At 65.1% G+C, this 22,828-nt stretch carries 26 protein-coding genes and 1 tRNA gene; 16 read left to right on the top strand and 11 right to left on the bottom strand.

From position 1 onward, the window contains the following. Positions 1-143 precede the first annotated feature (143 nt). A complete protein-coding gene (locus AC3WN8_RS06810; protein WP_492668637.1) occupies positions 144-812 on the bottom strand; it encodes a hypothetical protein in 669 nt (222 codons plus the stop codon). Positions 813-1,060: 248 nt separating this feature from the next. Here AC3WN8_RS06810 and rplU point away from each other — a divergent pair, with 248 nt between their 5' ends. The 3 genes from rplU to AC3WN8_RS06795 all read left to right on the top strand — a co-directional run bounded on the left by rplU (position 1,061) and on the right by AC3WN8_RS06795 (position 2,527). After that, positions 1,061-1,510, top strand: coding sequence for a 50S ribosomal protein L21 (gene rplU, locus AC3WN8_RS06805; protein WP_492668636.1), 450 nt, complete (start codon positions 1,061-1,063; stop codon positions 1,508-1,510). A 24-nt stretch (positions 1,511-1,534) separates the two neighbouring features. After that, entirely contained in the window at positions 1,535-1,804 is a 270-nt protein-coding gene (gene rpmA / locus AC3WN8_RS06800; protein WP_492668635.1) for a 50S ribosomal protein L27, read from the top strand. A 168-nt stretch (positions 1,805-1,972) separates the two neighbouring features. Then, complete coding sequence (locus AC3WN8_RS06795; RefSeq protein WP_492668634.1) at positions 1,973-2,527, top strand: GNAT family N-acetyltransferase; 555 nt, start codon at positions 1,973-1,975, stop codon at positions 2,525-2,527. A gap of 255 nt (positions 2,528-2,782) precedes the next feature. Here AC3WN8_RS06795 and AC3WN8_RS06790 read toward each other — a convergent pair whose 3' ends face one another. Next, positions 2,783-3,310, bottom strand: coding sequence for a GNAT family N-acetyltransferase (locus AC3WN8_RS06790; protein ID WP_492668633.1), 528 nt, complete (start codon positions 3,308-3,310; stop codon positions 2,783-2,785). Further along, positions 3,307-3,477 carry a hypothetical protein gene (locus AC3WN8_RS06785; RefSeq protein ID WP_492668632.1) on the bottom strand — a complete coding sequence of 57 codons (171 nt, stop codon included), beginning with the start codon at positions 3,475-3,477 and terminating at the stop codon, positions 3,307-3,309. The genes AC3WN8_RS06790 and AC3WN8_RS06785 overlap by 4 nt, the downstream gene beginning before the upstream one ends. A 101-nt stretch (positions 3,478-3,578) precedes the next feature. On the opposite strand from AC3WN8_RS06785, the gene AC3WN8_RS06780 reads away from it, so the two are divergent. The 8 genes from AC3WN8_RS06780 (at position 3,579) to AC3WN8_RS06745 (ending at position 10,269) form a co-directional block, all read left to right on the top strand. Beyond that, positions 3,579-3,653: transfer RNA gene (locus AC3WN8_RS06780), tRNA-Thr, on the top strand. 230 nt (positions 3,654-3,883) lie between these two features. Further along, positions 3,884-5,380, top strand: coding sequence for a CoA-acylating methylmalonate-semialdehyde dehydrogenase (locus AC3WN8_RS06775; protein ID WP_492668631.1), 1,497 nt, complete (start codon positions 3,884-3,886; stop codon positions 5,378-5,380). Between the two features lie 17 nt (positions 5,381-5,397). Next, positions 5,398-5,778, top strand: a complete 381-nt coding sequence (locus tag AC3WN8_RS06770) for a hypothetical protein (RefSeq protein WP_492668630.1) — start codon at positions 5,398-5,400, stop codon at positions 5,776-5,778. A 25-nt stretch (positions 5,779-5,803) separates the two neighbouring features. Then, on the top strand, positions 5,804-6,949 hold the full coding sequence (locus AC3WN8_RS06765; RefSeq protein WP_492668629.1) for an acyl-CoA dehydrogenase family protein: 1,146 nt from the start codon (positions 5,804-5,806) through the stop codon (positions 6,947-6,949). A gap of 20 nt (positions 6,950-6,969) precedes the next feature. Next, positions 6,970-8,013: an enoyl-CoA hydratase/isomerase family protein gene (locus AC3WN8_RS06760; protein WP_492668628.1), complete on the top strand. Its 1,044-nt coding sequence runs from the start codon at positions 6,970-6,972 to the stop codon at positions 8,011-8,013. Between the two features lie 28 nt (positions 8,014-8,041). After that, positions 8,042-8,818, top strand: coding sequence for an enoyl-CoA hydratase (locus AC3WN8_RS06755; protein ID WP_492668627.1), 777 nt, complete (start codon positions 8,042-8,044; stop codon positions 8,816-8,818). Between the two features lie 26 nt (positions 8,819-8,844). Next, a complete protein-coding gene (gene mmsB, locus AC3WN8_RS06750; RefSeq protein WP_492668626.1) occupies positions 8,845-9,732 on the top strand; it encodes a 3-hydroxyisobutyrate dehydrogenase in 888 nt (295 codons plus the stop codon). Positions 9,733-10,113: 381 nt separating this feature from the next. Beyond that, on the top strand, positions 10,114-10,269 hold the full coding sequence (locus AC3WN8_RS06745) for a hypothetical protein (RefSeq protein ID WP_492668625.1): 156 nt from the start codon (positions 10,114-10,116) through the stop codon (positions 10,267-10,269). An 87-nt stretch (positions 10,270-10,356) separates the two neighbouring features. Here AC3WN8_RS06745 and AC3WN8_RS06740 read toward each other — a convergent pair whose 3' ends face one another. The 4 genes from AC3WN8_RS06740 to AC3WN8_RS06725 all read right to left on the bottom strand — a co-directional run bounded on the left by AC3WN8_RS06740 (position 10,357) and on the right by AC3WN8_RS06725 (position 12,924). After that, positions 10,357-10,755, bottom strand: a complete 399-nt coding sequence (locus tag AC3WN8_RS06740; RefSeq protein ID WP_492668624.1) for a PilZ domain-containing protein — start codon at positions 10,753-10,755, stop codon at positions 10,357-10,359. Between the two features lie 97 nt (positions 10,756-10,852). Continuing rightward, positions 10,853-11,719 carry a MipA/OmpV family protein gene (locus AC3WN8_RS06735; protein ID WP_492668623.1) on the bottom strand — a complete coding sequence of 289 codons (867 nt, stop codon included), beginning with the start codon at positions 11,717-11,719 and terminating at the stop codon, positions 10,853-10,855. A 64-nt stretch (positions 11,720-11,783) separates the two neighbouring features. Next, a complete protein-coding gene (locus AC3WN8_RS06730; protein WP_492668622.1) occupies positions 11,784-12,191 on the bottom strand; it encodes a DUF2141 domain-containing protein in 408 nt (135 codons plus the stop codon). Continuing rightward, positions 12,139-12,924, bottom strand: coding sequence for a sterol desaturase family protein (locus AC3WN8_RS06725; protein ID WP_492668641.1), 786 nt, complete (start codon positions 12,922-12,924; stop codon positions 12,139-12,141). The genes AC3WN8_RS06730 and AC3WN8_RS06725 overlap by 53 nt, the downstream gene beginning before the upstream one ends. A gap of 122 nt (positions 12,925-13,046) precedes the next feature. On the opposite strand from AC3WN8_RS06725, the gene crtY reads away from it, so the two are divergent. From crtY to AC3WN8_RS06705, 4 genes are all read left to right on the top strand, one after another. Continuing rightward, on the top strand, positions 13,047-14,210 hold the full coding sequence (gene crtY, locus AC3WN8_RS06720) for a lycopene beta-cyclase CrtY (RefSeq protein WP_492668621.1): 1,164 nt from the start codon (positions 13,047-13,049) through the stop codon (positions 14,208-14,210). Positions 14,211-14,232: 22 nt separating this feature from the next. Continuing rightward, positions 14,233-15,711 carry a phytoene desaturase gene (locus tag AC3WN8_RS06715; protein WP_492668620.1) on the top strand — a complete coding sequence of 493 codons (1,479 nt, stop codon included), beginning with the start codon at positions 14,233-14,235 and terminating at the stop codon, positions 15,709-15,711. Then, the gene (locus AC3WN8_RS06710) at positions 15,708-16,289 is read left to right on the top strand and encodes an LOG family protein (RefSeq protein ID WP_492668619.1); all 582 of its coding nucleotides are present in this window, start codon (positions 15,708-15,710) and stop codon (positions 16,287-16,289) included. The genes AC3WN8_RS06715 and AC3WN8_RS06710 overlap by 4 nt, the downstream gene beginning before the upstream one ends. A 199-nt stretch (positions 16,290-16,488) precedes the next feature. Further along, positions 16,489-17,436: a phytoene/squalene synthase family protein gene (locus AC3WN8_RS06705; protein ID WP_492668618.1), complete on the top strand. Its 948-nt coding sequence runs from the start codon at positions 16,489-16,491 to the stop codon at positions 17,434-17,436. A gap of 109 nt (positions 17,437-17,545) precedes the next feature. Here the strand turns inward: AC3WN8_RS06705 and AC3WN8_RS06700 are convergent, their stop codons facing one another. The 4 genes from AC3WN8_RS06700 to AC3WN8_RS06685 all read right to left on the bottom strand — a co-directional run bounded on the left by AC3WN8_RS06700 (position 17,546) and on the right by AC3WN8_RS06685 (position 20,791). Further along, the gene (locus tag AC3WN8_RS06700; RefSeq protein ID WP_492668640.1) at positions 17,546-18,055 is read right to left on the bottom strand and encodes a sterol desaturase family protein; all 510 of its coding nucleotides are present in this window, start codon (positions 18,053-18,055) and stop codon (positions 17,546-17,548) included. Between the two features lie 49 nt (positions 18,056-18,104). After that, positions 18,105-18,518 (bottom strand): acyl-CoA thioesterase, encoded by a 414-nt coding sequence (locus AC3WN8_RS06695; protein WP_492668617.1) that lies wholly within the window; start codon positions 18,516-18,518, stop codon positions 18,105-18,107. Between the two features lie 90 nt (positions 18,519-18,608). After that, complete coding sequence (locus tag AC3WN8_RS06690) at positions 18,609-19,580, bottom strand: DUF1176 domain-containing protein (protein ID WP_492668616.1); 972 nt, start codon at positions 19,578-19,580, stop codon at positions 18,609-18,611. Between the two features lie 5 nt (positions 19,581-19,585). Continuing rightward, positions 19,586-20,791 carry an LL-diaminopimelate aminotransferase gene (locus tag AC3WN8_RS06685; protein ID WP_492668615.1) on the bottom strand — a complete coding sequence of 402 codons (1,206 nt, stop codon included), beginning with the start codon at positions 20,789-20,791 and terminating at the stop codon, positions 19,586-19,588. A gap of 197 nt (positions 20,792-20,988) precedes the next feature. Here AC3WN8_RS06685 and AC3WN8_RS06680 point away from each other — a divergent pair, with 197 nt between their 5' ends. Beyond that, a complete protein-coding gene (locus AC3WN8_RS06680; RefSeq protein ID WP_492668614.1) occupies positions 20,989-22,737 on the top strand; it encodes a PHA/PHB synthase family protein in 1,749 nt (582 codons plus the stop codon). Positions 22,738-22,828: the final 91 nt, after the last annotated feature.

Below are 22,828 nucleotides of genomic sequence, written 5' to 3'. Positions count from 1 at the left end.
GGGCGGGAGAGGGGGCAGTCGGGCGAGGCCTTAGCGCTGGCGCTCGATCCTGCCCCGAAGCCCCCCTCTCCCAGCCCTCTCCCCCTGAAGGGGGCGAGGGGGCAGGAGCTACTTATGTCTCGAAGGACGCACCATGCATCCCGTCAACGCAAAGCCACACTATCCCCATCCAGCCGCACACCCTCGATCTGCCCATAACGAACGGTGCAGGTGAAACCGTGCGCATCCGCGCGCTCGCGATAGCTGTTGCGCGCCTCGACCGTGCCGGTCACCCGCCACTCGGTGCCCTCGCCCTGGACGTCGCCGATGTCGCGGACATTGGTGTCGCTGCCATAACGATGCGCCTCGTCTTCCGCCGCGCGGGCACAGGCATCGACCGCCGCATTCTCGTCGCGAATCACCTGCGCATCGCCATCGCCGCCATCGGCGGGCACCGCATCGGGCGCGGCAACGGAATCATCGGCGCGATCGCCAACGCGATCATCTGACCGGTCCACCGCATCCCCGCGCCATTCGCCGTCATCCGAACGGTCCGCATAGGCATCGCCGTTCCGCACGGCGATCTCGTCGTCGACCTGGCGATCCTTCTTGGCGGACATGCCGGCGATCGCGGCGATGCCGCCGAGAATCACCACGCCCGCCAGCACGTCGCCGCCGTCGATGCCGCGATCGCGACGATGCCAGCCGCCATGTCCACCACCATGCCAACCGCCATTATGGCCGCGATACGGCCGTGCCGCGGCGGGCGCGACCGAGGTGGCGATGATCGCGGCCGAAACCGCGGAACCGAGGAGCAAACGGGCGAGCGCCATCGAAAAGCCTTTCAGCGGGCCGACCCTATCGACGGCCCATGCCGCATCTGCTAGGCGAATCGTGCTTTCCGCGCGATGAACCGGCCTTGGCCGCAATCGCACGCGACAGCGGCGGAAATGGCCGAGTTGAGCGCCCTTTCCTCGTTGACAGCGCAGGAAAGCGAAGCTAACAGCCCCACTTTCCCGTGCGGGGGTCCGGCCGTAGCCGTTCGCCTGCGTGGATAGCTTTGAAGATAAAGAGACAAGCCATGTTCGCTATCGTGCGCACGGGCGGCAAGCAGTATCGCGTTGCCGCAGGAGACAAGATCGCCGTCGAGAAGATCGCTGGCAACGCCGGTGATTCGATCTCGCTGAGCGACGTCCTGCTGGCCGGCGAGGGCAGCGAGCTGAAGGCAGCGAAGGATCTGACGGTTTCGGCCGAGATCATCGCCCAGGCGAAGAGCGAAAAGGTCATCGTCTTCAAGAAGCGTCGTCGGCACAATTATCGTCGCCGCAACGGCCATCGTCAGCAGATGACGATCCTGAAGATCCTCGCCATCGGTGGCGAAAAGCCCAAGGCCGCGGCCAAGAAGGCCGAAGAGCCCAAGGTCGAGACGGCACCTGCCGCCGAAGCCGCTGCGCCCAAGGCTGCAAAGCCCGCCGCCGCCAAGAAGCCGGCCGCCGCCAAGAAGCCGGCCGCGCCGAAGACCGACGCGTAAGCGCGCCGACAGGAGTTTTGAGAGATGGCACATAAGAAAGCAGGCGGTTCTTCCCGCAACGGTCGCGACTCCGCGGGCCGCCGCCTCGGCGTCAAGAAATTCGGTGGCCAGGAAGTCATTCCCGGCAACATTATCGTGCGCCAGCGCGGCACCCGGGTTTATCCCGGCCGCAATGTCGGCATGGGCAAGGATCACACGCTGTTCGCACTCGTCGAAGGCCGCGTGACCTTCCACGACGGCAAGCTTGGCCGGAAATTCTGCTCGGTCGACGTTCTGGCGCAGGCAGCCGAGTAAAATCGGGCGAACCGTAAACGGGTCGCCCCTGGGGCGGCCCGAAAACCTGCTGCGGCAGGTGAAGAGGGAGAGGGGTCGCCCCCGCTCCCTTTTTCTTTGTCTCCCTCATCCCATTGTCTCCATGGCGTAATCTGATTGCGGCATGGGGCGCGGCATAAGGAGAGAGACATGTTCGCGCGTACCCCGAGACTGTTGCTCCGGCCCGGCTGGCCGGAGGATGCGGCCGCGCTCGCCGCCGCGATCGGCGATGAGATGGTCGTCCGCAACCTCGCCACGGCCCCCTGGCCCTATCATATCGACCATGCCCGTGATTTTCTGGCGGCACAGCGGCATCCCGCGCTGCCCCAGTTCATGATCACCGCACGCACGCACGGCGCGCCCCGGCTCGTCGGCGGCTGCGGCCTCGGCCGCGCGCCGGGCGGCGATATCGAAATGGGCTATTGGATCGCCCGCCCCCATTGGGGCCTGGGCTATGCCACCGAGGCAGGCCAGGCGCTGATCGAGATCGCACGCGTGCTGAAGCTCGGCCGGCTGGTCGCGTCGCATTTCCTCGACAATCCTGCCTCCGGCCATGTGCTGCGCAAGCTCGGCTTCCGTCCCACCGGCAATGTCGTCAACCGCCCAAGCGCCGGACGCAACGGCGAAGCCCCCTACGCGCTCTACGCCCTCGCTGAAGACGACGCCCTTCCCGACGGCGACGACTGCTACCGAATGGCGGCCTGACGGACGCAAGAGTTCCCTCTCCCCCTTCAGGGGGAGCGTTGTGCAATGCCGAGGTGCGCAATACCCCCGGCATTTCGCAGATCGTGCCGGGGGCACGATCGACCTCGGCGCCGCACAACGCTGATGGCCGAGCGTAGCGAGGTCGGGAGAGGGGGCAGTCGGGCGAGGCCTTGGCGCCGGCGTTCGATCCTGCCCCGACTCCCCCCTCTCTCCAACCCTCTCCCCCTGAAGGGGGTGAGGGAGCAGGCGCCCTGCTCACCCCATCCGGGGCCGCCTGAACACCAGTATCTGCCCGCCCCCAAAGTCCTCGGGCCCGGCCAGCACATAACCGACCTTCTCCGCGACCCGAATCGACGCGGCATTGTCATGGTCGATGATGCAGCAGGTTTCGGGCGCGGACAGCGCGGTATCGGCCCAGCCGGTGATCGCCGCCACGGTCTCGCTCGCGAGTCCCCGGCCATGGGCATCGGGCCCGAATACCCAGCCCGCTTCGGGCACGCCGGCGATCGCGGCGATGCCGCGTTCGAGCTCGGCCAGTCCGACCAGGCCGAGATAGCGCCCGTCGCTGCGATCCTCGACCGCCCAATAGCCATAGCCCAGGATCGGCCAGAGCCCCGACGCGCGCAGGAAGCGCGTCCAGGCATCGCCACGCGGCAGCGGCACGCCGCCGACGAAGCGCGTCACCGCCGGATCGCCCCAGATCGCGGCGAAACGCTCGAAATCCTCGTGACGATGCGCGCGCAGGATCGTGCGCTCGGTCTGGATGGTCGGCGCCACCGTCATATTGCGTCCGGCCCGTCCGAATCACCGGCGTCCGAAAGCGGATCCCGATCGCCGTCGGGCGCGTCTTCGCCGCCCTGCCCGTCCCGCGCCTGCGCCTTGCGCCGCCGCAGATTCTCCCGCAGCGCCTGTGCCAGACGCTCGGCGCGCTTGTCCTGTTGTTTGCCCATTGTGACAATTCCAAACAGATCGCAGCATTCAGGGCAAGCCCGCCTTGACGAACGCCCGCCCCTCCGCCATAGGCCCGCAACTGCTCGCCCGTCCGGGCCGTGCTGCCGTAGCTCAGTGGTAGAGCGCATCCTTGGTAAGGCTGAGGTCGTGAGTTCAATCCTCACCGGCAGCACCATTTTCTGAAAAACACTCCCCCTTAAGGGGCCACCGACATCGCGGCGCTTCGAACGCGCCCGATGCGGATCCGAAACCATTGCCCGCATCGCCGTGCAATCTCGCCCGGTCAGGGCCGTTCGGCACCAAAACCCTGCAAAATTGCAGGTTGAGCATGCGAAGATTTGGCCTTGAGTGCAATTTCACAAAGGTCCAGTGAGGCGCCGATCAATACAGGAGAGGCCGGCCCCCATGCGCCAGATCACCCACACGCTCGCCACCCCGCTCGCGTCCGACGGCGCACGGTTCGGCGATGTCTTCGATCCCAATACCGGACAGATCCAGGCGCGCGTCGCGCTGGGCGACCAGGCGGTGCTCGATGCCGCCGTCGCCGCCGCGTTGAAGGCGCAGCCCGGCTGGGCCGCAACCAATCCGCAGCGCCGCGCGCGCGTGATGTTCAATTTCAAGGCGCTCGTCGAAGCCAATATGGACGAGCTCGCGCATCTGCTCTCGTCGGAACATGGCAAGGTGATCGCCGATTCGAAGGGCGACATCCAGCGCGGCCTCGAGGTGATCGAATTCTGCTGCGGCATCCCGCACGCGCTGAAGGGCGAATATACCCAGGGCGCCGGCCCCGGCATCGACGTCTATTCGATGCGCCAGCCGCTCGGCATCGGCGCGGGCATCACCCCGTTCAACTTCCCCGCGATGATTCCGCTGTGGATGTCGGGCGTCGCGCTGGCCGTCGGCAACGCCTTCATCATCAAGCCGTCGGAGCGTGATCCCTCGGTGCCCGTCCGTCTTGCCGAGCTGTTCCTCGAAGCCGGCCTGCCAGAGGGCGTGCTCCAGGTCGTGCACGGCGACAAGGAAATGGTCGACGCGATTCTCGACCATCCCGCGATCTCGGCGGTCAGCTTCGTCGGCTCGTCCGACATCGCCCATTATGTCTATCAGCGCGGCGTTGCCGCCGGAAAGCGCGTCCAGGCGATGGGCGGCGCCAAGAATCACGGCATCGTCATGCCCGACGCCGATCTCGACCAGGTCGTGAACGACCTGTCGGGCGCGGCCTTCGGTTCGGCGGGCGAACGCTGCATGGCGCTGCCCGTGGTCGTGCCGGTCGGTGAGAAGACCGCCAATGCGCTGCGCGAGAAGATGGTCCCCGCCATGGAGGCGCTGCGCGTCGGCGTCTCGACCGATGCCGAGGCGCATTACGGCCCGGTGGTCAACGCCGCGCACAAGCAGCGCGTCGAGAACTGGATCCAGACCGGCGTCGACGAAGGCGCGGAACTGGTCGTCGATGGCCGCAACTTCACGCTGCAAGGTCATGAGCAGGGCTTCTTCATCGGCCCCAGCCTGTTCGATCACGTCAAGCCGACGATGCAGAGCTACAAGGAAGAGATTTTCGGCCCCGTTCTCCAGATCGTGCGCGCCAATGATTTCGAGGAGGCGCTCGCCCTCCCCTCGCAGCACCAGTACGGCAACGGCGTCGCCATCTTCACGCGCAACGGCCATGCCGCGCGCGAGTTCGCGCACCGCGTCAATGTCGGCATGGTCGGCATCAACGTGCCGATCCCCGTGCCCGTCGCCTATCACAGCTTCGGCGGCTGGAAGCGTTCGGCATTCGGTGACATCAACCAGCACGGCATGGAAGGCGTCCGCTTCTGGACGAAGACCAAGACGATCACGCAGCGCTGGCCCGACGGTTCGCCCGACGGCAGCAACGCGTTCGTCATCCCGACCATGGGGTGACATTGGACAGGACGGACATGACGGGTTTCTGGACGGGGCGTTATTGGTATGATGCCCCGTCGGAGCCCGTTGTCCGGTTCATCGCCAACATCGACGATATCGGCGGGCAGCTTTCCGGATCGATCAGCGAACCGAACACGATCACTGCTTCCTCCGGACGGCTCGAAGCCTTTATCAGGGGAACGCGCCATGGTTTTTCGGTCGCCTTCGCCAAGGTATATGACGGCTCCGGCGATCTGGCGCACCGTGTCGACTATGCGGGCGATCTGGCGGATGACGGCCTGTCGGTCACCGGCCAATGGACGCTGGAGGATTGGACGGGCGGCTTTCAGATGACGCGCGAGGCCGTCGTTGAAGCCGGGAACGAGATGGAAACCGACGAAGCTCGGATCGTGTAGCAACCATAGGTGAAGCCGGATTGATATGACCACCCAGTTCGACCTGACAGACGAACAGCGCGAGATTCAGGATCTGGCGCGCAAGTTCACCGCCGACGCGATCACCCCGCACGCCGCGGAGTGGGACGAGAAGCATTTCTTCCCGCGCGATACGATCAAGGCCGCGGCCGAACTCGGCTTCGCGGCGATCTACGTGTCCGAGGAAATGGGCGGCATCGGCCTCGGCCGGCTCGAAGCGGCGCTGATCATGGAGGCGATGGCCTATGGCTGCCCCTCCACCAGCGCCTTCATCTCGATCCACAATATGGCGAGCTGGATGATCGACCGGTTCGGCAGCCAGGTGGTGAAGGACAAATATCTTCCCCAGCTCGTCGGCATGGACAAGATCGCATCCTATTGCCTGACCGAGCCGGGCTCCGGATCCGACGCCGCCGCGCTCAAGACCAAGGCGGTCCGCGACGGCGACCATTATGTCGTCACCGGATCCAAGGCGTTCATTTCGGGCGGCGGCGAGAACGAGGTCTATGTCACCATGGTCCGCACCGGCGAGGACGGGCCGAAGGGCATTTCCTGCCTGGTGATCGAAAAGGACATGGCGGGCGTCAGCTTCGGCGCCAATGAAAAGAAGCTCGGCTGGCGATCGCAGCCGACCGCGCAGGTCAATTTCGACGGCGTGCGCGTGCCGGTCGAGAATCTGGTGGGCGGTGAGGGCGAAGGCTTCCGCATCGCGATGATGGGGCTCGACGGCGGCCGGCTCAACATCGGCGCCTGTTCGCTGGGCGGCGCGCAGCGCTGCCTCGACGAAAGCATCACCTATACCAAGGAACGCAAGCAGTTCGGACAGCCGATCGCCGAGTTCCAGAACACCCAGTTCATGCTGGCCGACATGGCGACCGAGCTCGAGGCCGCGCGCGCGCTGCTCTACACCGCCGCCGCCAAGGTGACCGCGGGCGCGCCCGACAAGACGCGCTTCGCCGCGATGGCCAAACGCTTCGCCACCGATACCGGATCGAAGGTGGTCAACGACGCGCTCCAGCTCCATGGCGGCTATGGCTATCTTCAGGATTATCCGATCGAGCGTTTCTGGCGTGACCTGCGTGTCCATTCGATCCTGGAGGGCACCAACCAGATCATGCGCATGATCGTCGGACGAGACCTGACTCGCCAGTAACCAGCTTGGGGATGCACCAAATGACCAGCGAACTCATCGTCCGTGTCGACGGCAAGGCCGGCCGCATCAGCCTCAACCGGCCCAAGGCGATCCATGCGCTGACCACCGCGATGTGCGTCGGCATCCTCGACGCGCTCGAGGATTGGCGCGGCGATCTCGGCGTCGAGGCGGTGATCTTCGATCACGCCGAGGGCCGCGGCTTCTGCGCGGGCGGCGACATCCGCATGCTCGCCGAATCGGGTGCGAAGGACGGCGTGGAGGCGCGCGCATTCTTCCACACCGAATATCGCATGAATCACCGGCTGTTCGCTTATGCCAAGCCGACCATCGCCTTCATGGACGGCATCACCATGGGCGGCGGCGTCGGCATCGCCATGCCCTGCCGCTACCGCGTCGCGACCGAGAATACGCGCTTCGCCATGCCGGAGACGGGCATCGGCCTGTTCCCCGATGTCGGCGGCGGCTGGCATCTCTCCCGCCTGCCCGGCCGCACCGGCCAGTTCCTCGCGCTCACCGGCGCGCGGCTCGACGGCGCCGAATGCCTCTCGCTCGGCATCGCGACCCATTATCTCCCCGCCGAGGCGCTCGAAGAGGCCAAGGCCCGGATCGCCGCCGATCCGCAGCGGATCGACGGAATCCTGGGCCAGCTTTCGGTGGCGCCGCCCCCGGCGCGGATCGAGGCGAGCCGCGCGCTGATCGACCGGCTGTTCGCGTCGGACCGGCTGGAGGATATCTATGCCGCGCTTGAGGCCGATGACGGCGAATGGGCCGCCAAGGAGCTCGCGACGCTCAAGACCAAATCGCCGCAGACGATGAAGGTCTCGCTGCGCCTGCTGCGCGAAGGCGCCGCCATGCACGATTTCGCCGACGAGATGCGGCAGGAATATGCCGTGGGCTGTCATGTCGTGCAGCGCCACGATTTCCTCGAGGGCGTCCGCGCCGTCATCATCGACAAGGACAATGCGCCGCAATGGAATCCGGCGACGCCGGAGGGCGTGACCGAGCATATGCTCGACACGATCTTCGCGCCGCTGCCCGAGGACGAGGCCTGGACGCCCGCCTGAACCCTCTCCCATCACGAAGGACGACCCAATGGCGAATTACGAAACCCTGCTCGTCGAAACGCGCGGCCCGGTGACGCTGATCACGCTCAACCGGCCCCAGGCATTGAACGCGCTCAACACCCAGGTGCTCACCGATCTGATCGCCGCGCTCGAGGCGTTCGACGCCGATGCCAGCCAGGGCTGCGCGGTGCTGACCGGCAGCGAAAAGGCGTTCGCGGCGGGCGCCGATATCAAGGAGATGTCGGGCCAGGGCTTTGCCGAAATGTACGCCAGCAACTTCTTCGCGGGCTATGATCGCGTCACCGCGACGCGCAAGCCCGTGATCGCCGCGGTCGCCGGCTATGCGCTGGGCGGCGGTTGCGAGCTCGCGATGATGTGCGACTTCATCCTCGCCGGCGACAATGCCAAATTCGGCCAGCCGGAGATCAAGCTCGGCGTCACCCCCGGCATGGGCGGATCGCAGCGCCTGCCGCGCGCGGTGGGCAAGGCCAAGGCGATGGAGATGTGCCTGACCGGCCGGATGATGGGCGCCGAGGAAGCCGAGCGTTCCGGTCTCGTCGCGCGGATCGTGCCCGTCGCCGATCTCGTCGAGGATGCGGTGAAGACCGCGACGACGATCGCCGAGATGGCGCCGCTCGCGGTCAAGGCGAACAAGGAAATGGTCAATTCGGCTTTCGAGACCACCTTGACCCAGGGCATCCTGTTCGAGCGCCGGCTGTTCCACGGCCTGTTCGGCACCGAGGATCAGACCGAGGGCATGGCGGCTTTCGTCGACAAGCGCCCCGGCAAGTGGACCGGCAAATAAGCATCGATATCGGAGAGAGTGGTAAGATGGCACGCATCGGCTTTATCGGACTGGGCAATATGGGCGGCGGCATGGCCGCGAACCTGGCAAAGGCCGGACACGACGTCCGCGCCTTCGATCTTTCGGCCGAGGCGCTGGAGCGCGCCAGGGCGGCGGGCTGCCTGCCCGTCGACAGCGCCGCCGCCGCGGCCGAGGGTGCGGAGGCGATCGTGACGATGCTGCCCGCCGGCAAGCATGTCGAACAGGTCTATGAAGACGCGATCTTCGCCACCGCCGCGGCCGGCACCTTGCTGCTCGACTGCTCGACGATCGACGTCGACACCGCCAAGCGGGTGGCGGCAAATGCCGCCGCCAAGGGCCTGGCCGCCGTCGACGCCCCGGTTTCCGGCGGAATCGCCGCCGCCACCGGCGGCACCCTGACCTTCATGGTCGGCGGCTCCGCCGAGGCCTTCGGCCGCGCCGAACCGATCCTGTCCGCGATGGGCAAGGCGGTGATCCACGCCGGCGGCAACGGCGCCGGCCAGGCCGCCAAGATCGTCAACAACATGATCCTCGGCGCCCAGATGGTCTCGACCTGCGAAGCCTTCCTGCTCGCGCAGAAGCTCGGCCTCGATCCGCAGACCTTCTACGACATCTCGTCCAAGGCGTCGGGCCAGAGCTGGTCGATGACCAGCTATTGCCCCGTCCCCGGCGTCGGCCCGCAATCACCCGCCGACAACGACTATCAGGGCGGCTTCGCGGCAGCGCTGATGCTCAAGGATCTGCGGCTGGCGATGGAAGCCGCCGACAGCGCGGGTGCGCAGGTGCCGATGGGCAAGCGCGCGCGCGAACTCTACGAAGCGTTTACCGATGCCGGCCAGGGCGGCCTCGATTTCTCCGGCATCATCAGGATGCTCGACCAAAAGGTCGACTGAAACCAGGTTTCCCGCGCGCTTGAGCGAACCGATCGCGCATGCGCCGGGAAAGTTCCCTGCGGCAAAACTACATCGCGGCCAAGAATCGGTTTCTGGCGCCCGCCCGCCATTGGGCTAAAAACACAGTATCGGTGGTCCGGCCGATCCCATCCGGACCCGCGGCTTTTGATTGGTCAGCTTGCTCCGCGTCACCAACGGCTAAAGCGCACGATGCGCGGCCCCGCGCGTGAAGGGGCTGTCTCGTGGACCGTATGAGGAGGTCACGATGACATATATGATGTGCGGTTCGACGTGTAGCAGCGCCGCCTGAGCGCGGCCGACGCCAAATTGTCATTCCGGTTTCATGTGGCGCGCCCAAATGGGCGCCCAAGGAGGCACGTCATGCCCAGTTCCAATTCCAGCGAGCGTCGCACGCTCGCCGACTATCCCGCATCGCTCCAATCGGCCGCCCGCGCATTGTGGGGCGACGATTTCTGGGGCCAGTATCAGCCACGCCCGGTGAAGAAGCCTGAGTCCAAGAAACGGGTCAGGCGGTAATCCGCCTCCGGCCAAACCCGAACATCGTCATTCCGGCCCCTTCGGCAGACTCAGGAGAGCCTTTCACCGGAATCGCGGTCATGGGCCCTAGCGCGACTTGAGCCCCGGGCGGCGATAGTCGGTGTTCGGTTGAAAAATCGACGGAACGACATGGGTGGCCTGCGGCTGTGACGACGTAATCAGCGCCTTTGCGGGGTCGATCGGCCGCTCGAACTGGACGCCGAACTGATCCTGGCGGACCCACGCGATCTTGCCGGCAACCGTGCCGATAACCGGCAGGCTCACTTCGACAGGCTGCCAGGCATCGATCGGCGTGTCGGATCGGCCGCCCAATCCCCCGGAGGAGATATTGCGGACGCGGACGCGGACCACCGATCCGTCCTGAAGTCGCATATCGCAGGCGAGCAGACGGCTGGTCCGGGGTTCGCGGGATTGACCGTCGCCTGGACCTGCCGAATCTCCGGCGTCGGGAAGCGTGCCGTCCAATCGGTCCTCCAAAAGGATATCGGCCCGATGAATACCGCAAAATCATGCCCGATGTGAACTGCAATCCGCTCGGACCGTCGCATTTCCGCGCGATTTTTCAGAAGGTGTAACCGATCCCGATCGCACCCAGCCACTGGTTCGAATTGCCCGCGACGCTGACGATCGGGCTGCGTTTGAAATCGCCGAGCAGCTTCGAATAATTGCCGACCGCGAACAAAGCCCAGCCTTTGCGCAGATCGCCCGAGAGGGAGACGGTGCCGAGCAGACCGACGCTCACATTCTTCCAGCCGCCATCGGTGGAATAGGTCGGCAATCCGCTGGCGACCGTACCGGCCGGCGTGACGCCGAAATAGGTGCGGGCATAACCGTCCCCGACGCGGTCGGCGGAGACCGAGAGGCCGACATAGGTGGTCGGGCTCAGCGGCGTGCCATATTCGATCGTCGGAGTCAGGATGTAGCTGTCATGCGTATCGCTGACATCGCGAAGATAAGCGATGCGGAACGACAAGGTGTCATATGCGCTCGTGATCACTCCGGTCTTGGCGACGCCGGCAAAGGCACCGACCTCGATCGCGGCATCGAGCTTGCCGAGCGCGCGGACCTGAGGATCCTTGATCCGCGACGTCCGATCCAGGCGGACGGAGGCCACCGGCCCCAGCGAAATGTCGAGATTGTTGCCCGGCCGCTCGGGGATTGCATCGAAGTGGAATTGGGTGCCGCGCGTATAGAAATTATGGCCGGCAACCTTGCCGCGAACCGCGACGACCGGGCTCAGCAGATAATCGTCCGACCCCTCATAGGACGGCATATAGCCGGCGCCGGCGCCGATCGTCAGCGTATCGTCATTCTCGGCGGGCGGCGTCTGTTCGGCCGACTGGGCAAAGACCGGCGCCGCGATCAGCATCGCGGCCATGGCGGCGGCGTGGGATATGCGTCGCGCCTGCGCGCCTGAGCGATCGATCATCCGGGAACCTCCCTGTTGGAACTCACCGGAAAAACGGTTGCAAGCTCAATTGGTTGCACGCGCTCTATAGGAAGTACTTCATCCGCACCATCTGGCTCACCGGCGCACCGTCGATCTGGAAGCTCGCCGAGGCGAAGCTCGGTGGGCCGAACATCAGGCGCGGGTTGCGTGAAAAGCCGATGCCCTCTTTCGGAATGCCGGCGAAGGTGTCGAGTCTGGAATTGCCGTTCTCGTCGTGGATCACCGCCAGCACATAGGTGCCGCGCGCCAGATCGGCGATATGGACGACCCCGCCACTGGCAGGCACCGATCGCGTGATCGCGCTCTTGTCCTTCGAACAATCGGGAAAGCCTGCGGGATTGGCAGTCAGGCAGATACGGATGATGCCCTTGTGCGAGCGCAGCGCCTCGAAACTGATATCAAGCGATGCGGGTTGAGCCGTCGCGCCCACCAGCGTCCACAGCGCCGTCATTGCCGCGGCGATCCGGCAAGTCGAAGTGGCCCAGCCCCTTGTCCGTCCCGCAAAGCCGATCCCAGAACCGGAAATAGAGCCCATAATTGCACCTGTATTCGGCGTGATGCCGCTGGTGATGGCTCGCCGTGATGAGCCAGCGCCCCAAGGGACCGCGATGGATGAACCGCGGAAAGATTTCCCACCCCATATGGTTGGTCACACCCATAACCGTCATGATCGTCAGTACAAGCGCCAGTGCCGCAACATGGATGGGAATCGCGAACACCAGCGCCGGAATGACCACGGCGCCGGTCAGCGCTTCCCATGGATGGAAACTCATCGCCGCCCAGGCGGTGGGCGGTCGGCTGGCATGATGGACGGCATGGGCGATGCGGAACGGCCGCGGCCGGTGCATCCAGCGATGCGTCCAGTAGAACCACGTGTCGTGCGCCAACAGGTAAAGCAGCACCGAGACCGGCAGATACCAGAGCGGATAGGCGCTCGCATCCGTGTAGATCCGCGTCCAGCCACGATTCTGCCAGCCCCAGGCGACGACGCCCGCGGGCACGCCATAGATTGCCGCGCTGGCGAGCGACCACGCGATCTCACGCCGCATCTGCCCATCGAGCCCGTGATAGAGCCCCGGATGCCGAAACCGCGTCGCCAGCGCGAAGCCGCCGCTGGCAAGCAGATAGCGAACGCCCACGATCAGCGTCATGGCGAGCGCCGAAAGCGCGATGGCGATAGCGATGGTCACGCCGCCCTTTTAGGGGCCGGGGCCGCCCGCGCCAAGACGAGCGGGGCGTTTGATCCGATCGTTCCATGCCGTCCCCCCTTGCGCCCGCCATCTCCTCCTGTAGGTGGCATCCGACAATGCCGAGCAAGATTATCTGTGACATCGCGATCGTCGGAGGCGGACTGGCCGGATCGCTGATCGCACTCGCCCTTCGCGCCAGGCGACCCGGCCTCGACGTGCGGTTGATCGAGGAAAGCGACATATTGGGCGGCGACCATGTCTGGTCGTTCTTCGCCGAGGACGTCGCCCCCGAAGATCGCTGGCTGGTCGCGCCACTCGTCCGCCATATGTGGCAAGGACATCGCGTCGCGTTTCCGGAACACGCCCGCGCGCTTTCCGGCGGCTATTATTCGATCCTGTCGGAGGATCTGGATCATCATGTCCGCGCAACGCTGCCCAAACGATCGGTGATGACCGGACGTCGCGTCGCATCGCTCACCCGCGCAAGCGTCGTGATCGCGGGCGGCACGCGGATCAAGGCGAGCGGCGTGATCGACGCCCGCGGCCCGGCGGATCTGAGCCTGCTCGACCTCGGCTGGCAGAAATTCCTGGGCCGGGAGCTGGTGCTCGATGCGCCGCACGGGCAGGATATGCCGATCGTGATGGATGCGACGGTCCAGCAGATCGACGGCTATCGTTTCGTCTACACCCTGCCTTTCGGAATCGAGCGCATCTTCGTCGAGGACACGTATTACAGCGACGGCCCCGAACTCGATGTCGACATCTGCCGCAAGCGCATCGACGAATATGCCGTGGCCAGGGGCTGGCATGTCGGCCATGTGGCGCGTGAAGAGGTCGGCGTGCTGCCGGTCTGCATGGGCGGCGATTTCGAAGGATATTGGGGTTCCGGCGGGCAGCAGGTGGCGAAAGCCGGCGTGCGTGCTGCCCTGTTCCACCCGACCACCGGCTATTCGCTGCCCGATGCGGTGCGGACCGCGGCGCTGGTCGCCGGATTGCCGCGGCTCGACGGCGCCGCGCTGCACGACGCATTGCACGATTTCGCGAAAAAGGCCTGGGATGAACGCGGCTTCTATCGCATGTTGAACCGGATGCTGTTCCGCGCCGCTGAGCCCGCCGAGCGCTACAAGGTGCTCGAGCGATTCTATCGCCTCGACCCCGCATTGGTCGCGCGTTTCTATGCGGGTCGCTCGACCGCGATGGACAAGGCGCGGATCCTGATGGGCAAGCCGCCCGTCCCCGTGGGCCGCGCGCTTTCGGCGATCAGGAAACCCAGGAAATGAGCCGGAAGATGACGAGGCGGCGATGAGGACAGCGGCGGTCATCGGCGCGGGCTTCGGCGGACTGGCGCTCGCGATCCGTCTCCAGGCGGCCGGAATCGCCACCACGGTGATCGAGGGGCGCGACCGGCCCGGCGGCAGGGCATATTATTGGGAAAAGGACGGCTTCACCTTCGACGCCGGCCCGACCGTGATCACCGATCCAGCCTGCCTGCGCGAATTATGGGCATTGTCGGGGCACGACATGGCGGCGGACGTGACCCTGACCCCGGTCAAGCCATTCTATCGGCTCAACTGGCCCGACGGCACCAATTTCGATTATTCCAATGACGAGGCGCAGCTTCGCAATGAGATCGCCCGGCTCGATCCGCTGGATGTCGAGGGCTATGCGCGCTTCCTCGACTATGCGGCCGGCGTCTATCGCGAGGGCTATGAGAAGCTGGGCAGTGTCGCCTTTCTCGATTTCGCATCGATGGTGAAGGCCGCACCCGCGCTGATGAAATATCAGGCGTGGCGATCGGTCTATTCGATGGTCTCCAGCTTCGTGAAGAACGAGAAATTGCGCGAGGCGCTGAGCTTCCACACATTGCTGGTCGGCGGCAACCCGATGACGACGAGCGCGATCTACGCGCTGATCCACAAGTTGGAGAAGGATGGCGGCGTCTGGTTCGCCCAGGGCGGCACCAACCGTCTGGTCGCCGCGATGGTCGCGCAGTTCGAACGGCTGGGCGGCACGCTTCGGCTGGGCGACCCTGTCCGGCGGATCGAGACGGTGGGCGATCGCGCGACGGGCGTGACCACCGCGAGCGGCTGGCGCATGGATGCCGATGCGGTCGCCAGCAATGCCGACGTCATGCACAGCTATCGCGACCTGTTGCCGCAGAACAAACGCGGCGAGCGGGTCGCACGATCGCTCGCCACCAAACGCTGGTCGCCGTCGCTGTTCGTCGTTCATTTCGGGATCAAGGGCGCCTGGCCGGGCATCCCGCACCACATGATCCTGTTCGGCCCGCGCTATCGCGGGCTGCTGTCCGACATCTACGACACCGGCGTCTTGCCGCGCGATTTCTCGCTTTACCTCCATCACCCGACGGTCACCGATCCGTCGATGGCGCCGGAGGGTCATTCGACCTTCTATGCGCTGGCGCCGGTGCCGCACATGGGCAAGCTGCCGGTCGACTGGAGCGATATCGGCCCGATCCTGGAAAAGCGCATCCTCGACGAGGTCGGCCGTCGCCTGATCCCCGACATCCATGAGCGGATCGTGACCAGCTTCCACTATACGCCCGCCGATTTCGGCCGCGATCTGAACGCCCATCTCGGCAGCGCGTTCAGCCTCGAGCCATTGCTGACCCAGAGCGCCTGGTTCCGCACCCATAATCGCGACGACGCGATATCCAATCTCTATTTCGTCGGCGCGGGAACGCACCCCGGCGCCGGCATTCCGGGCGTCGTCGGCAGCGCGAAGGCGACCGCGGCGCTGATGCTGGAGGAAAGACGATGAAGCGCCTCGCAATCTATTGCGGCTCGGCCACGCCGACCGATCCCGTCTATATCGAATCGGCACGGATGGTGGGCCGCACGCTCGCCGAGCGCGGGATCGGCGTGGTCTATGGTGGCGGCCGCCTGGGACTGATGGGCGCGGTGGCGGACGCGGCGCTGGAGGTCGGCGGCGAAGTGATCGGGGTGATTCCCGATGCACTCGTCAACGCGGAAGTCGCCCATCGCGGCTGCACCGAACTGCACACGGTACAGACCATGCACCAGCGCAAACAGCTCTTCACCGACCTTTCGGACGGCTTCATCTCGATTCCGGGCGGCGTCGGCACGATGGACGAATTGTGGGAAGCGGTGAGCTGGGCACAGCTCGGCTATCACGAAAAGCCGGTCGGGCTGCTCAACGTCGCCGGCTATTACGATCATCTGATCGCCTTTGCCGAACATATGGCGGAGGTCGGATTCGTCCGGCCGCAGCATCGCGACATCCTTATCGTCGACGACACGCTCGACGGCCTGCTCGCCAAGATGGCGGAATATCGGCCGCACCAGACGATATTCCGCATGACCAGCGACCAGCTTTAGGACGAGCTGCCATTCAGGTGATGCCAGGCTGCGAACGGCACTGCCCTGCGCTTCCGGTGGTCACGTACTGAAGTACGCTCCGCTCCGGTTCTCGATCAGCACCATTCTCGCTCCGGCCTGACCTGAATGGCAGCCCGTCCTTCGTCACTATCTCGGACTCGCTTGCGGGCGTTGGCGATGACGGGCATGTCGACTTCCGATGGCTGCGCACGCCCCCCTCCCCACTCGTGAAGCGATCGTCGCCACCGCAGGCGAAAGCATCGCGCGCGGTTCGCAGAGCTTCGCACTGGCGAGCCGGCTGTTCGATCGCAGAACGCGCGAACGCGCCTGGCTGCTTTATGCCTGGTGCCGCCGTTGCGACGATCTGGCCGACGGGCAGGATCATGGCGGGACGATGGGCGCGGTCGACGATCCCGCGGCACGACTGGCGCTGATTTCGGAGCGCACCGAACGCGCACTGGCGGACGAGGTGATCGGCGACCCCGCATTCGACGCACTCAGGATCGTCGCTGCCGAATGCCGCATCCCGCCGGCATTTCCCCGCGACCTGGTTCGGGGCTTTGCGATGGACGCCGCGGACTGGCGACCGCGCAGCGAGGACGATCTGCTCACCTATTGCTATCACGTCGCCGGCGTCGTCGGTGTGATGATGGCGATCGCGATGGGCGTCGATCCGGACGACCGCGACACGCTCGACCGCGCCTGCGATCTGGGCCTGGCTTTCCAGCTCGCCAATATCGCGCGCGACGTGGCCGAGGACGCCGCGGCCGGCCGTTGCTACCTGCCGCTCGACTGGCTTACCGAATTCGATATCCCGCCGGGCGAACATATGAAGCCGCCCTATCGCGATCGGCTCACGATCATGGCGACACGGCTGGCGAGCAAGGCGGAGGCCTATGAGGCGTCGGCACGGATCGGCGCGACCAGGCTGCCCTTTCGTGCGCGCTGGGCAGTCCTGGCGGCTGCCGGCATCTACGGCGATATCGCACGCATGGTGCGCGCACGCGGCGCTCATGCCTGGGATCACCGCACTGTCGTCGGCAAAGGGGCCAAGCTGGGCTGGGTGATGCGGGCGTGGGTGCAGGGGCATCGGCGGCCGGGCGCATCTGTGACGCGTGATGGGCTTTGGACGAGGCCGGCTGCGTAAATCGCTCCGTTTGTCCCGAGCGAAGTCGAGGGACGTTTGGGGCCCGCGCCGCGTGTCTCGACTTCGCTCGACACGAACGGGGTTTGTAGATGCGCTTCGTCGTGCCGCCCTAACCGTCCAGACCACTAACCGGCGCCCGCACCCCCGCCCGCTCGCGCCGCTTGAGCTCCGCCTTCAGCAGTTCGGGCTTCGGCGCCCAGAGAAAGCCGAAACTCACCGTGCCTTCCTTGGTTTCGACGACATGGTGCAGCCTGTGCGCCTGCACGATCCGCTTCATATATTCGGAGCGCGGCACATAGCGGTGATCGAGCCTTTTGTGGACGATCACGTCGTGGAAACCGAAATAGATCGCGCCATAGCCCGCAATCCCCGCCCCGACCCAGGTCGCCCAATCGCCCCAGCCGAGCTGGACGCCGCCCAGGATCAGCAGGATCGAGGGGATCGCGAAGATCACGGCATAGAGATCGTTGAGTTCCCAGTTACCGGTGCGCGGCCGATGATGGCTCTCATGGAGGAACCAGCCCGGCCCATGCATCAGCCAGCGATGGGCAACGTACGCGAAACCCTCCATCGCAACGATGGTGGCGAGGAAAAGGAGGATGCCCAGCGCCCAATGCATGGGCGGCATATAGGCGCCCCGCCCCGGCCTGTCATGCCGGGGAATCTCCCTATTCGGGAAAACCGAAGGCGGCGCGGACGGCGGGCGGGATCGGGCGCGGCTTGCCGTCGGTCAGGTCGACATGGACATGGACCAGCTCGATCTCGGCGCGGAGATCATCGGCATCGGCGCCATGCAGTGCGATGGCGAAGGTCATACTGCTATTGCCCATCCGCGCCACGCGCATCAGCCCGTCAATCTCCTCATCGACGCGGATCGGCTTGCGATATTCGACGAGCGCACGCACGACATGGCAATCGAACTCGCCACCAGCCGCGGCATTGATGCCGGCGGCGCGCCAATATTCGGTCAGCACGACATCGGCATATTCGAGATAGCGCGAGTTGAAGACCACGGCCTGGGGATCGACCTCCGCATAGCGGACGCGAAAGCGGTATGAGAAAGGATAGTCGGTGCGGGACATGCATTGGCAATGGCCGAGCGCCGCGCCGCTTTCAAGATCGATCGATTGAACGCCCCTCTCGCTTGCCGAGGGTGATTGGGCGGGTCGATCCTAGCGACTGTCCTGCACATTGGCTCGCCAGGTCGGGATATAGTCGACGCTGCCGCGACATTCGCCCATTTCGGCCTGCGCTGCCAGGCGGAAGCGCTGTCCGTCCCAGGCGAAGCTGCTCGTCACGCCGCAATCGCCCAGACCACGCCCTTTGGCATAGGTGTCGAGCAGACGCTTGTCCGCGTCCCAGGCGGGATTGACCAGCGAATGCGCATCCTCGCCCATGCCGGGGCTCGAATCGAACGCGGCCGGCGTGATCCGCCCCTTTTCGTCGACGATCAGCGCGATCCCGAAATAATTATAGGCGCCGTTGCCGCAGGGCTGCATCACCAGCGCCAAGCTGTGACCGGCATCGAGCCGCACCGCTTCGGGTTCGAGCGATTCCCGATCGACCTCGCAGCCGATATCGCCGAGCTGCTTCAGCGCATCCGCCTGGGAGATGGTTCGCGGCGGCGCGGCCGATGCTACGGGACGGAGAATGACGGGCAGCGGCGGTGCCGGCGGCACCGTGCTCACGGTTCCCTTGCGCATCAATGCGCTTGTCGTGCCCACACGTTTCTGGCGATCGTCCATGTAGAGCAACGCGGCGCTCGCCCCCGAAAGCGAGACGGCGGATATCTGCTTGCCCATCGCGTCAAGCACCGGGAGTGACGGATCGCGCCGCAATGCATCGAGCAGAGCGGGCACATCCTTCGCGGCGATCGCGCCATTGGCGGAAAAGGCGATGCGCCGCTTGCCCACGCCGAGCGTTCGGCCCTTTTCCGGTACGGTAACGCTGATTTCTGGCACCGCAGACGCCGTGGCACCGCGCGTGACGACCAGGGTCGTACCTTCAAGCTCCGCCTCGGGCATCAGCGCCACCGCCTGGCAGGCGCGGCCATTGTCGCAGCCGACGATCCAGTCGCGAAAGGTCTCGAGCTTGGTGGGTTGGGGCGCCGCGGCGGCCGCGAGCAGCAGCAGCGCCCCAACCATCCGGGTCAGCCCGCCTTGGCGGGCGTATTCACGCCCATGCTCTGGAGATATTTGCGGACGTTGCGCGCCGCCTGGCGGATACGATGCTCATTCTCCACCATCGCGATGCGGACAAAGCCCTCACCGTCCTCGCCATAGCCGACGCCCGGCGCCACCGCGACGCCGGCATGGGTCAGCAACTGCTTGGAGAATTCGAGGCTGCCGAGATGCGCGAGCGCGGGCGGCAGCGGCGCCCAGGCGAACATCGATGCGCGCGGCGGCGGAATGTCCCACCCCGCCCGTCCGAAGCTTTCGACCAGCACGTCGCGGCGATGCTTGTAGAGCTGGCGGTTCTTCTCGACGATATCCTGCGGACCGTTGATCGCAGCCACCGCCGCGGCCTGGATCGGCGTGAACGCACCATAATCGAGATAGGATTTGACGCGGGTGAGCGCGGAGATCAGCGTCTTGTTGCCGACCGCGAAGCCCATGCGCCAGCCCGCCATCGAATAGGTCTTCGACATCGAGGTGAATTCGACCGCGACGTCCTTCGCGCCCGGCACCTGCAGGATCGACGGCGTCGGGCAGTCGTCGAAATAGATTTCGCTATAGGCGAGATCCGAGAGCACCCAGAGCCCATGTTCCTTGGCGAAGGCGACGACGCGTTCGTAGAAAGCGAGATCGACGACCTCTGCGGTGGGGTTGGACGGATAGCCCATCACCAGCACCGAGGGCTTGGGCACCATGAACCTGACCGCACGTTCGAGCGATTCGAAATAATGCTCGTCGGGCGTGGTCGGCACCGAACGGATGCTGGCACCCGCGATGATGAAGCCGAATGTGTGGATCGGATAGCTCGGATTGGGCGCGAGCACGACGTCGCCGGGCGCGGTGATCGCCTGCGCCAGATTGGCGAGTCCTTCCTTCGAACCCAGCGTCACCACGACTTCGCTGTCGGGGTCGACATCGACCCCGAAGCGGCGGCCATAATAATTCGCCTGCGCCTTGCGGAGGCCGGGAATGCCCTTGGACGCGGAATAGCCGTGCGCCTTTGGATTGCGCGCCACTTCGCACATCTTCTCGATCACATGTTCGGGCGGCGGAAGGTCGGGATTGCCCATGCCGAGATCGATGATGTCGTCTCCTGCCGCACGTGCTGCTGCCCGCATCGCATTCACTTCGGCGATAACATAGGGCGGCAGTCGCTTGATGCGGTAGAAGTCTTCGGTCATGGCTCCCATTCCGATTGGAGGTTTTTGGAGCCGGTTTCCTACGCTTTTGGACGACTTATGTCGAAGGCTAATTGGCAGTCGCGAGCCGCGAACGCCTCTTGCCCGATCCGGTAAGTCGATCGGATCGAAACACGAAGTGCTTCCACCGCACCCCCGCAGGCTCTAGGCTGCTGCCGACTCTGTGGGAGAGATCGCCGATGACCGAGACCGGCACGACCATGACGCCGCCGACGCTGGAGGATATGCAGCGATGGACCTGGGTGATCGGACGTGCGCAGCAATTGCTGCTCGAGTTCGGGATAGACCGGATGCAACAGGCCGCCGCGGCGCAGCCCCCGACCGATGGACTGCCATTTGCCGGCATGGACGCCGTTGCCCAGGCTCAGGCGGATTTCTGGAGCGAAAGCCTGAAATTGTGGCAACGCTTCGTCGATCCGGCGAGCGCCCCGGCCAAGGCGGAGGATCCGCGGATCGCCAAGGACCGGCGCTTTTCCGCGCCGCAATGGCGCGACAATCCGATGTTCGATCTGATCCGGCAAAGCTATCTGCTGATCGCGGACCACCTGATCAAGAGCGTCGACGGGATCGACGGCGTCGATCCCAAGCAGAAGCAGCAGATCCGTTTCGCCACCCAGGGCTTCGTCGATGCGATGAGCCCGAGCAATTTTGCCTTCACCAACCCGCTGGTGATCGAAAAGACCATCGAGACGCGCGGCGAGAATCTGCTCAAGGGCCTGACCCATATGCTGCGCGACATCGGCCGGGGGCAGCTTACCCATAGCCAGCCCGATGCCTATGAGCTGGGACGCAATATCGCGACGACGCCGGGCAAGGTGGTGAAGGAAACGCCGCTCTACCAGCTTATCCAGTACGAGCCGCAGACCACCGAGGTCCACCGCACGCCGCTGCTGATCTTCCCGCCCTGGATCAACCGCTATTACATCCTCGACCTCAATCCGGAGAAGAGCTTCATCCGCTGGGCGGTGTCGCAGGGGTTGAGCGTGTTCGTCGTCTCATGGAAATCCGCAGACGCGAGCATGAAGGACGTGACCTGGGACGATTATATCGTCCGCGGCCAGATCGATGCGATCGATACGGTCCGCGACCTGCTCGACGTCAAGAGCGTCCATGCCATCGGCTATTGCGTCGCCGGCACGACGCTGGCGGCGACGCTGGCGCTGCTCGCCGCGCGCGACGAGGCCAAGAAGGTGAAGACCGCCACCTTCTTCACCGCACAGGTCGATTTCGCCAAGGCGGGCGAACTCAATCTGTTCGTTGACGACGAGCAGCTCAAGCTCGTCGAAAGCCTGTCGGGCGAGGGATATCTCGACGGCCGCTACATGGCCGCCACCTTCAACCTGCTGCGCGGCCGCGACCTGATCTGGAACTATGTGCAGAATAATTATCTGCTGGGTCAGGACTATGCGCCGTTCGACCTGCTCCACTGGAATGGCGATACCACCAATCTGCCTGCCAAATGGCACAAGGCCTATCTGACCGACCTTTATCGCGACAACAAGCTGGCCATGCCCGGTGCGATCAGCATCGACGGCACGCCGATCGACCTGCGCGCCGTCAAGACGCCGGCCTATGTGCAGGCCGGGCGCGAGGACCATATCGCGCCGCTGGAGAGCGTCTGGAAGATCAACGACCATTTCGCCGGGCCGATCCGCTTCGTGCTTGCCGGCTCGGGGCATATTGCCGGCGTGGTCAATCCGCCGAGTGCCGGCAAATATCAATATTGGACCAGCGAGAAACCGGCGAAGAGCCTGACAGACTTCCTGACGGCTGCGACGGAGACTCCGGGCAGTTGGTGGCCCGACTGGATCGATTGGCTATCCGGGCAGGATGGCGACAAACAATCAGCGACGGGTGCGCGCGTGCCCGGAAAAGGCAAGCTCAAGGCGATCGAGGACGCGCCGGGACGCTACGTCAAGTCACGATAAATAAACGGCTTTTCTTCTCTGCGTGACGGTTCTGTGCCAGTCGCGTGACGCTTTTGCTGCACTGCACAAAAACTCTTGCAATCTGCTGCGG

This window comes from Sphingobium sp. FW305-3-2-15-F-TSA7 (genome assembly GCF_058787155.1).
Note: the sequence above shows the minus strand (reverse complement) of the source record. Positions and strands in the feature narration are given on the sequence as shown.

What these genes read in the sequence shown, in the direction of transcription:
- AC3WN8_RS06810 (WP_492668637.1), bottom strand. Translation starts at nt 812, where the DNA reads ATGGCGCTCGCCCGTTTGCTCCTCGGTTCCGCGGTTTCGGCCGCGATC.
- rplU (WP_492668636.1), top strand. Translation starts at nt 1,061, where the DNA reads ATGTTCGCTATCGTGCGCACGGGCGGCAAGCAGTATCGCGTTGCCGCA.
- rpmA (WP_492668635.1), top strand. Translation starts at nt 1,535, where the DNA reads ATGGCACATAAGAAAGCAGGCGGTTCTTCCCGCAACGGTCGCGACTCC.
- AC3WN8_RS06795 (WP_492668634.1), top strand. Translation starts at nt 1,973, where the DNA reads ATGTTCGCGCGTACCCCGAGACTGTTGCTCCGGCCCGGCTGGCCGGAG.
- AC3WN8_RS06790 (WP_492668633.1), bottom strand. Translation starts at nt 3,310, where the DNA reads ATGACGGTGGCGCCGACCATCCAGACCGAGCGCACGATCCTGCGCGCG.
- AC3WN8_RS06785 (WP_492668632.1), bottom strand. Translation starts at nt 3,477, where the DNA reads ATGGGCAAACAACAGGACAAGCGCGCCGAGCGTCTGGCACAGGCGCTG.
- AC3WN8_RS06775 (WP_492668631.1), top strand. Translation starts at nt 3,884, where the DNA reads ATGCGCCAGATCACCCACACGCTCGCCACCCCGCTCGCGTCCGACGGC.
- AC3WN8_RS06770 (WP_492668630.1), top strand. Translation starts at nt 5,398, where the DNA reads ATGACGGGTTTCTGGACGGGGCGTTATTGGTATGATGCCCCGTCGGAG.
- AC3WN8_RS06765 (WP_492668629.1), top strand. Translation starts at nt 5,804, where the DNA reads ATGACCACCCAGTTCGACCTGACAGACGAACAGCGCGAGATTCAGGAT.
- AC3WN8_RS06760 (WP_492668628.1), top strand. Translation starts at nt 6,970, where the DNA reads ATGACCAGCGAACTCATCGTCCGTGTCGACGGCAAGGCCGGCCGCATC.
- AC3WN8_RS06755 (WP_492668627.1), top strand. Translation starts at nt 8,042, where the DNA reads ATGGCGAATTACGAAACCCTGCTCGTCGAAACGCGCGGCCCGGTGACG.
- mmsB (WP_492668626.1), top strand. Translation starts at nt 8,845, where the DNA reads ATGGCACGCATCGGCTTTATCGGACTGGGCAATATGGGCGGCGGCATG.
- AC3WN8_RS06745 (WP_492668625.1), top strand. Translation starts at nt 10,114, where the DNA reads ATGCCCAGTTCCAATTCCAGCGAGCGTCGCACGCTCGCCGACTATCCC.
- AC3WN8_RS06735 (WP_492668623.1), bottom strand. Translation starts at nt 11,719, where the DNA reads ATGATCGATCGCTCAGGCGCGCAGGCGCGACGCATATCCCACGCCGCC.
- AC3WN8_RS06730 (WP_492668622.1), bottom strand. Translation starts at nt 12,191, where the DNA reads ATGACGGCGCTGTGGACGCTGGTGGGCGCGACGGCTCAACCCGCATCG.
- crtY (WP_492668621.1), top strand. Translation starts at nt 13,047, where the DNA reads ATGCCGAGCAAGATTATCTGTGACATCGCGATCGTCGGAGGCGGACTG.
- AC3WN8_RS06715 (WP_492668620.1), top strand. Translation starts at nt 14,233, where the DNA reads ATGAGGACAGCGGCGGTCATCGGCGCGGGCTTCGGCGGACTGGCGCTC.
- AC3WN8_RS06710 (WP_492668619.1), top strand. Translation starts at nt 15,708, where the DNA reads ATGAAGCGCCTCGCAATCTATTGCGGCTCGGCCACGCCGACCGATCCC.
- AC3WN8_RS06705 (WP_492668618.1), top strand. Translation starts at nt 16,489, where the DNA reads ATGGCTGCGCACGCCCCCCTCCCCACTCGTGAAGCGATCGTCGCCACC.
- AC3WN8_RS06700 (WP_492668640.1), bottom strand. Translation starts at nt 18,055, where the DNA reads ATGCATTGGGCGCTGGGCATCCTCCTTTTCCTCGCCACCATCGTTGCG.
- AC3WN8_RS06695 (WP_492668617.1), bottom strand. Translation starts at nt 18,518, where the DNA reads ATGTCCCGCACCGACTATCCTTTCTCATACCGCTTTCGCGTCCGCTAT.
- AC3WN8_RS06690 (WP_492668616.1), bottom strand. Translation starts at nt 19,580, where the DNA reads ATGGTTGGGGCGCTGCTGCTGCTCGCGGCCGCCGCGGCGCCCCAACCC.
- AC3WN8_RS06685 (WP_492668615.1), bottom strand. Translation starts at nt 20,791, where the DNA reads ATGACCGAAGACTTCTACCGCATCAAGCGACTGCCGCCCTATGTTATC.
- AC3WN8_RS06680 (WP_492668614.1), top strand. Translation starts at nt 20,989, where the DNA reads ATGACCGAGACCGGCACGACCATGACGCCGCCGACGCTGGAGGATATG.